The organism is Micromonospora sp. S4605 (assembly GCF_003176715.1).
Classification (GTDB): Bacteria; Actinomycetota; Actinomycetes; order Mycobacteriales; family Micromonosporaceae; genus Micromonospora; species Micromonospora echinaurantiaca.
This window is the reverse complement of record NZ_QGSW01000247.1, coordinates 1-4,561: the sequence shown is the minus strand read 5'-3', so window position 1 is coordinate 4,561 and position 4,561 is coordinate 1. Positions and strand designations below refer to the sequence as shown.

General features: G+C 73.0%; 4 protein-coding genes. All 4 read left to right on the top strand.

The genetic code is table 11. From position 1 onward, the window contains the following. Nucleotides 1-280 precede the first annotated feature (280 nt). From DLJ47_RS21720 to DLJ47_RS21705, 4 genes are read left to right on the top strand one after another with little or no spacing between them, the layout of a single operon-like run. Nucleotides 281-1,480 carry a PP2C family protein-serine/threonine phosphatase gene (locus DLJ47_RS21720; RefSeq protein ID WP_109902190.1) on the top strand — a complete coding sequence of 400 codons (1,200 nt, stop codon included), beginning with the start codon at nt 281-283 and terminating at the stop codon, nt 1,478-1,480. Then, nucleotides 1,477-3,234: a sensor histidine kinase gene (locus tag DLJ47_RS21715; protein ID WP_109902188.1), complete on the top strand. Its 1,758-nt coding sequence runs from the start codon at nt 1,477-1,479 to the stop codon at nt 3,232-3,234. Before DLJ47_RS21720 ends, DLJ47_RS21715 begins: the two co-directional genes overlap by 4 nt. Then, nucleotides 3,231-3,683 (top strand): response regulator, encoded by a 453-nt coding sequence (locus DLJ47_RS21710; protein ID WP_088997295.1) that lies wholly within the window; start codon nt 3,231-3,233, stop codon nt 3,681-3,683. Before DLJ47_RS21715 ends, DLJ47_RS21710 begins: the two co-directional genes overlap by 4 nt. After that, nucleotides 3,676-4,485 (top strand): inositol monophosphatase family protein, encoded by an 810-nt coding sequence (locus DLJ47_RS21705; protein WP_109902186.1) that lies wholly within the window; start codon nt 3,676-3,678, stop codon nt 4,483-4,485. The genes DLJ47_RS21710 and DLJ47_RS21705 overlap by 8 nt, the downstream gene beginning before the upstream one ends. Nucleotides 4,486-4,561 lie beyond the last annotated feature (76 nt).

The following is a 4,561-nucleotide window of genomic DNA, read 5'->3' as shown; positions in this document are numbered from 1 at the left end:
CCCACGGGGACTCCTCGGGGTGGGACCAGGGTGGGCACCATCCTGCACCGCCGTGGCCGCCAGGGGCACTGGCCGATCCGGCGTAGATCCGGTTTGTCCGGCAACGGGTAGTGATCCGTCCCATCCCGCCCCGCGCCGGGTCCGTCGTGTTGTGTGCGACCGTTGTCTAATACAGGATCAGCAGGGCACTCGGAAGGAGCCCGACATCACCAGCGAACTCCCGCGTCTCGCGGCGGTGACCCGGCCGTACCGGGGGACCGGTCTGGCCGGTTCCCCCGTCGTGCCGTACCCGCACGGCGGCCTGGGACGGCACCCCAACCTGCCGCCGGGTGAGCGGCTGCGGGTGCTGCTGGTCGAGGACGACGAGGGGGACGCCTTCCTGGTCGGCGAGCTGCTCGCCGAGACCAACTCGATGATCGACCTGCTCGTCGCGACCAGCCTGAGCGAGGCCCGGCAGCGGGTGATGGGTGTGGACTGCGTCCTGCTCGACCTCGGCCTGCCCGACGCGCAGGGGCTGGACGGGTTGCGGGAGGTGCTGGAGATGGCCAGCGGCGCCGCGGTCTGCGTGCTGACCGGCCGCTCGGACGAGCACCTGGGCATCGTCGCCGTCGCCGAGGGGGCGCAGGACTACCTGGTCAAGGGCCAGGTCGACGGGGTGCTGCTGACCCGCGCGCTGCGCTACGCGGTGGAGCGCAAGCGGGCCGACGAGAACGCCCGCCGGCTGCGCGAGGTGGAGCTGCGCCAGGCCGAGTCGGCCCGCCTGGAGCGCGGCCTGCTGCCCCAGCCGCTGATGACCACCGACCAGGTCGCGGTGCACGCCTTCTACCGGCCGGGCCGGCACGCCGCGCTGATCGGCGGCGACTTCTACGACGTGGTGCAGACCCGTCCCGACCGGCTCGACCTGATCGTCGGTGACGTCTGCGGGCACGGCGCCGACGAGGCGGCGCTCGGCGTCGAACTGCGGGTGGCCTGGCGGGCGCTGATCCTCGCCGGGGTGCCCGACGACGAGGTGCTGCCGGCGCTGGAGCAGGTGCTGATGAGCGAGCGCCGGCTGCAGGAGATCTTCGCGACCGTGGCCACCGCCCGGCTGGACCTGGACGCCAACCGGGCCACCGTGCGGTTGGCCGGCCACCCGCCGCCGCTGCTGCTCTCCCGCGGCCGGGTCGCGCCGGTTCCCGCCCCCGGCGGCCTGCTGCTGGGCGTACGGCCGCGCCGGCCGGTCGCCTACGACCTGGAGTTCGACGCCGATGACTGGTCCCTGTTGATGTACACCGATGGCCTGATCGAGGGTCGGGTCGGCGAGGGCGACGAGCGCCTCGACGTGCCCGGCCTGAACGACCTGCTCGCGGAACCGGCCAGTCGGCAGGTGCCGCTGCCCGAGCTGCCCGCCTGGCTGGTCGGGCGGGCCGAGCAGCTCAACGGTGGCCCGCTCGCCGACGACGTCGCCATGCTGCTGCTCAGCCGGGGTGGTGGCCGATGACCGCAGAGACCTCCGGCTGGACCCTGCGCCAGCGGGTCGTCACGCTGCTCGCCGTGGTCGGCCTGCTGCTGGTCGGCCTGGCCGTGGCCGAGGCGTTCGTGGCCGCGCAGAACCGGGCCAAAACCGACGCCGTGCTGAACAAGACGGCTCCGCTGCGGGTGCAGGCGCAGGAGCTGCTCAACGCGCTGTTGGACCAGGAGACCGCGGTCCGCGGCTTCGCGGTCAGCGGTGACCGGGCCGACCTGACCCCGTACGACGACGGGCTGCGGCTGGAACGGGACCGGGTCGCCTCGATGCAGCGGCTGCTGGACGACTACCCGGAGATCCGGGAGGAACTGCGACAGGTCGAGAGCCAGGCCGAGCAGTGGCGGCAGTCGGTCGCCCTGCCGGTGATCGCGACGACCGAGCAGGAGGGTACGGCCGCCGGCCAGGCACTGGTCACCGACCAGGCCCGCCAGCAGTTCGACCAGGTGCGGGAAGCCGTCAACGCGCTCCAGGACGAGATCGTCTCCGCCCGGGAGAAGGGCGCCCGGGACGTGCAGCGGACCGGCAACCTGCTGGTCGTCCTGCTGATCGTCGCCGCGCTGGTGGTGGTGGTCACCGGCGCCGTGCTGCTGCTCTCGCTGGACCGGATGGTGGTCCGCCCGCTGACCGCGCTCGCCGACCAGGTGCGCGAGGTGGCCGAGGGCGACTACCAGCACAGCATCACCGGCGCCGGGCCGCCGGAGTTCCGCCGCCTCGCCGACGACGTGGACGCGATGCGGCGGAAGATCGCCAGGGACCTGGCCGAGGTACGCGAGGCCCGGGAACGCATCGAGTGGGTCAACAGCCAGCTGCAGAAACAGGCCGAGGAGCTGACCCGGTCCAACCGTGACCTGGAGCAGTTCGCGTACGTGGCCTCGCACGACCTGCAGGAGCCGCTGCGCAAGGTGGCCAGCTTCTGCCAGCTGCTCCAGCGCCGCTACGCCGGGCAGCTCGACGAGCGGGCCGACCAGTACATCGCCTTCGCCGTCGACGGCGCGCAACGGATGCAACGCCTGATCAACGACCTGTTGGCCTTCTCCCGGATCGGCCGGCTCACCGCCGGCTTCATCGAGGTCGACCTGAACAAGGTGATGGGCGACGTGGCCGGGCAGACCGAGGCCGCCCGCCAGTACGCCGACGCCGAACTGACCTGGTCCGAGCTGCCGGTGATCCGCGGCGAGGAGCCGCTGCTGACCAACCTGCTGGCCAACCTGGTCAGCAACTCGATCAAGTTCCGCCGTCCCGACGTGCGGCCGCGGGTGCACGTGTCGGCCCGCCTGGTCGGCGACGAGTGGGAGATCACCTGCCAGGACAACGGCATCGGCATCGAGCCGGAGTTCGCTGACAAGATCTTCGTCATCTTCCAGCGGTTGCACGCCAAGGACGCGTACCCGGGCACCGGGATCGGCCTGGCGATCGTCAAGAAGATCGTCGAGTACCACGGCGGCCGGGTCTGGGTGGACACCGACGTGCCCGAGGGGACGGCGATCCGGTTCACCCTCCCCGCGCTGCCGGAGGACGTCACGGCGGCGACCGAGGCCACCGAGGACGCCGGGACGGTGGACGACGCGGCGGTGGGCGCGGAGGAGCCGGCGGGCGAGCCGGCGGCGCCGGCCGGTGAGGCGACGCCCGAGCAGGCCGGACGGGCCGAGGAAGCGCAGCCGGCGGACGGCCCCCGGGGCACGCCGGACGAGGGTAGAACGGGTGGCATGAAGGAGACCGTGGGATGACCGCGCCGGCAGACGGCAAGAGCCCGATCGAGGTCCTGCTCGTCGAGGACGACCCGGGTGACGTGTTGATGACCCAGGAGGCGTTCGAGGAGCACAAGCTCCGCAACCGGCTGACCGTCGTCTCCGACGGCGCCGAGGCGCTGGCCTACCTGCGCCGGGAGGGCCGGTACGCGGACGCGGTCACCCCCGACCTGGTCCTGCTCGACCTGAACCTGCCCAAGCGGGACGGTCGGGAGGTGCTCGAGGAGATCAAGAAGGACGAGCAGCTCTGCCGGATCCCGGTGGTGGTGCTGACCACCTCGCAGGCCGACGAGGACATCCTGCGCAGCTACCAGCTGCACGCGAACGCGTACGTCACCAAGCCGGTGGACTTCGAGCGGTTCATCTCGGTGGTCCGGCAGATCGACGAGTTCTTCGTCAGCGTGGTGAAGCTGCCGCCGCGTGGCTGACACCCTGCTCGACGACGTCGGCGGGCTGCTGCGCGAGACCGCCGACCAGGTCGTGCTGCCGCTGTTCCGCAAGCTGGACGACGCCGACGTCGCCGAGAAGGCGCCCGGGGAGATCGTCACCGTCGCCGACCGGCGGGCCGAGGAGATGATCTCGGCGACCCTGCGCCGGCTGCGGCCCGGCTCGGTGGTGGTCGGCGAGGAGGCGGTGGCCGACGATCCGGGCCTGCTGCGTCACCTGGGCGGGTCAGGCGACGTCTGGCTGGTCGACCCGGTCGACGGCACCTCGAACTTCGCCGCCGGCCGGCGGCCGTTCGCGCTGATGGTGGCCCTGCTGACGGACGGCGAGCCGGCCGCCGCGTGGGTGCTCGACCCGCTCGCCGACACGCTGGCCAGCGCCCGGACGGGGGAGGGCGCCTGGCTGGACGGGCAGCCGGTGCGGACCACGCGCTCGGCGCCGCCGGTCGGCGAACTGCGCGGCGCGGCGATGACCCGCTTCCTGCCGCCGGCGTCCCGGGCCACCGTCGACACGGGCGCCGCCCGCTTCGGCGAGCTGCTGCCCGGCCAGCACTGCGCCGGGCGGGAGTACCTCGACGTCCTCCTCGGCGACCAGCAGTTCGTGCTCTTCTGGCGGACCCTGCCGTGGGACCACGGGCCGGGCACCCTGCTGGTGCGGGCGGCGGGCGGGGTGGCCCGGCGCTTCGACGGCACCGACTACCACCCGGCCGACGAGGGCCACGGCCTGCTCGTCGCCGCCAACGACGAGATCTGGACCGAGGTCCGCGACGCCCTCCTCACCCCCTGAGCCGCCACCCCGCCGCTCGGGGCCCGCGCACGTTCACCCAAAGGGTGGCCTCCCAGCTCCGGGAGGCCACCCTTTC

Coding starts and splice junctions, on each gene's coding strand:
- DLJ47_RS21710 (WP_088997295.1), top strand. CDS start 3,231: ATGACCGCGCCGGCAGACGGCAAGAGCCCGATCGAGGTCCTGCTCGTC.
- DLJ47_RS21715 (WP_109902188.1), top strand. CDS start 1,477: ATGACCGCAGAGACCTCCGGCTGGACCCTGCGCCAGCGGGTCGTCACG.